The 2,805-nt window shown below is 33.8% G+C and carries 2 protein-coding genes; one reads left to right on the top strand and one right to left on the bottom strand.

The window, feature by feature from the left end; translation table 11 throughout:
* Positions 1 to 1,072 precede the first annotated feature (1,072 nt).
* Positions 1,073 to 1,525, bottom strand: a complete 453-nt coding sequence (gene ssb, locus Cyrtocomes_RS05855; RefSeq protein ID WP_410519712.1) for a single-stranded DNA-binding protein — start codon at positions 1,523 to 1,525, stop codon at positions 1,073 to 1,075.
* 147 nt (positions 1,526 to 1,672) lie between these two features.
* Here ssb and Cyrtocomes_RS06220 point away from each other — a divergent pair, with 147 nt between their 5' ends.
* Complete coding sequence (locus Cyrtocomes_RS06220) at positions 1,673 to 1,900, top strand: transposase-like zinc-binding domain-containing protein (RefSeq protein WP_458693280.1); 228 nt, start codon at positions 1,673 to 1,675, stop codon at positions 1,898 to 1,900.
* The last annotated feature ends 905 nt before the right edge of the window (positions 1,901 to 2,805 follow it).

Here is a 2,805-nt window from a genome sequence, read left to right as displayed (position 1 = left end):
ATCGACGCTTAGCATTACGATTTGAGAAATCCGATCTCTCTTTCCTTGCCTTTATAGCTTTAGCATCTATTAAATACAACCTTTGTTAACAGTGCCTATTCTATTTGGTATTATTTTGTTATAACTGTAATTGCCATCTGTAGCTATAATTCTAATATCATTACTTGTAGTGCGTTTACAGATTCAGAAGGTCCATATAATGCGCAATAATCTCATTTCCGCCAAGCAAATTTGGCCCGCCTTTTTTTGAATATATATAGCCCCTCTAAAATAGGAATATATCACTTACTCCTCCTTTTCTACAGCTTTTCCAGCATTACGAATCCAGCTATTTGAATATTCATTATTCTAAATCGAACATTGTTATATCCCCTCTTTAAGCGTGTATTTTATTTCTGCCACATTGCTTGCCTATAACCATTCTTGATCATAGTTTTATTGGAGCAAAATTTACACATAGACACATTCATTCACCAAAATCTATCTTAATATGACAATGCCCACCCTATATCAAAAAAATGGTAAAAACATGATTATATATACACTTTGCTCTAGTGAAGTAGTTATTAAATCAAACTTTGTTCTAATAAATAGAATGGCATATATTAGAGTTTTACTGGAAATTCTTAAGGCGCCTCTACTATAGCTGTTTTATCTGAGGTATATAATACTCACCTATGCTAATTCAGCTCAAATAACTATTGCTTAATAAAAGCCTTGGAGCATTGCGTCATTTTAATTTGAAAGATGCGCGATATTCTTGACTAGTTTCAAGATAAGATCCAATTATGATTGGAAATAAATTATAAACAAACAACCAATCAATATCTCAAAAAAATAATCAAACTGATTTGACGCTATTTTGAATCAAATATGGAGATAACTCACTATATAAAAAAGGCCACAACCATTTTAAAAGGGTATAAATACCCTAAAACAGCTGAAAATACCCATAAACTCCAGCACAATGCCATTTTGTAAAACTCAAAACGTAATGACAAATCTATTCTAAAATGAAACTATAACACAGCTAAAATCTATTTAGCCATATATCAAGAACCAAAGCTTTTACTTAAAATGGTGGGATTCCATCTTCTTCATCTTCCTCTATATGCTTAGCTGTAGTATCAATCTGCTGCGAATACCCTCTCTCTTTTTGAGCCCCCAAACCAGGCGCCTTAGCATCCAATAAGATAATAGAACCACTATATTGCTGAAGTACAACTTCAGTTGAATGCCTCTTCATACCCGTCTGATCAGTCCACTCTCTCGTTTGTAGACTACCTTCCACATAAAGTTTCGAACCTTTTTGCACATAACTCTTAAGAAGATTTACCAGGCCCTGTGAGAAAACTACAACCCTATGCCACTCTGTTTTCTCCCTCTTTTCTCCATTTTTATCTTTCCAGCTCTCAGATGTTGCTAGAGAAAAGCTTGCAACCTCACGCCCATCGTGCGAAGCCCTCACCTCTGGATCTTTCCCTACATTCCCTATCAAAACCACCTTATTTAAACTTCCGGCCACAGCATAATACCATAAAGAAAGACCTCGAGGAGATTAAATTAAATAAATATAATGTCAACTTGTGATTTTTAGCATCAAACACGGCATTACTAAATATAGGAACATGATTTGAACTTCGATATTATATCAAGTAAAAAAAGAGGAATCATGATATGCAAGCACTGCAGCAGTACTGCTCTGGTAAAAAACGTGTATGTTCAAGGGAAACAAAGATACGAATGTAAAGGTTGTGGCAAGACGTATAGAGAGTGTGATTTAAGAGAAAAATACAGCAATGATAAAAAACTGAAAGTAGTGTGTATGTATTTAGAGGTAGTATGCATCATGTCAATTGAAAGATTGGAAGAGGTACCCAATCCCCTTATAATCCAGTGAATTAGGAAGTTTCCAGATCTACTAAAATAGAAATTAAATAATGTAGAGATACTCAAGGATGTTAAAAAGATTTCTATTATTAAGCTTGATGAGTTTTTTATCTATTGCCAAAAAAAACTAACAAAGTCGGCTTGCTATTGATCGGAATAGAGCTAAAGTTGTTAATTTTGAATTGAGCATCATCAACAGGGATTTTAGCTCGTATTTACCTATAGCTCTTCTGTTAGAAGAAAAGTACGAAATAGAAATATTATGTAGTGATCATTGCGATGTTTATTGCAAGTTCATAATTGCAAAGAAGCACCACTTTTACAAAGGTAGAGACAGCAGAGTATTTAAATTCTTTAATAAAGCACTACTGAGCTAGGTTTAACCATAAAACCAAACGGTACAGCAAAGCATGCTATATAATTCAATATTAATGCTTTTTAATAAGAGACTATTATTATCTACATTTGATTAACAATACCTAGAACACTAAAAAATAGTTAAGCGAGATTCTAAAAGAAAATAAGCTTAAGCCCATGGAGGTGGACTTTGAGTAACATCTAGAATGATGTCAAACCTTGACAGAACCGACAAAATAATGCCGTATATTGCAATAATACAGGTCTATTCTCATTTTGCATCAGCTAATTAGATGGAACAGATACCTGATAAACTTCCCAATGACAAGTACAAAAAAGCTTGATTTTAAACTTAAGCAGTAAAAGGCGTTCAAAGGTCTTTTTACCACGAGGACCAACAATTCAAAACTAAGACTTGCCTCTGTACCATAAACACTAGCAAATCCCATTCTTGACATATATAGCTAATCCGGTATAAAAGAGTCACGATAAATAGTCATTGAAAAGTTGATTTATAGAGCAATTAGTGGATCTACGAATTTGCTTAGCCTGAGCCCA

This window comes from Candidatus Cyrtobacter comes (assembly GCF_034470605.1).
GTDB lineage: Bacteria > Pseudomonadota > Alphaproteobacteria > Rickettsiales > Midichloriaceae > Cyrtobacter > Cyrtobacter comes.
This window is presented reverse-complemented; position numbering and strand designations above follow the sequence as displayed.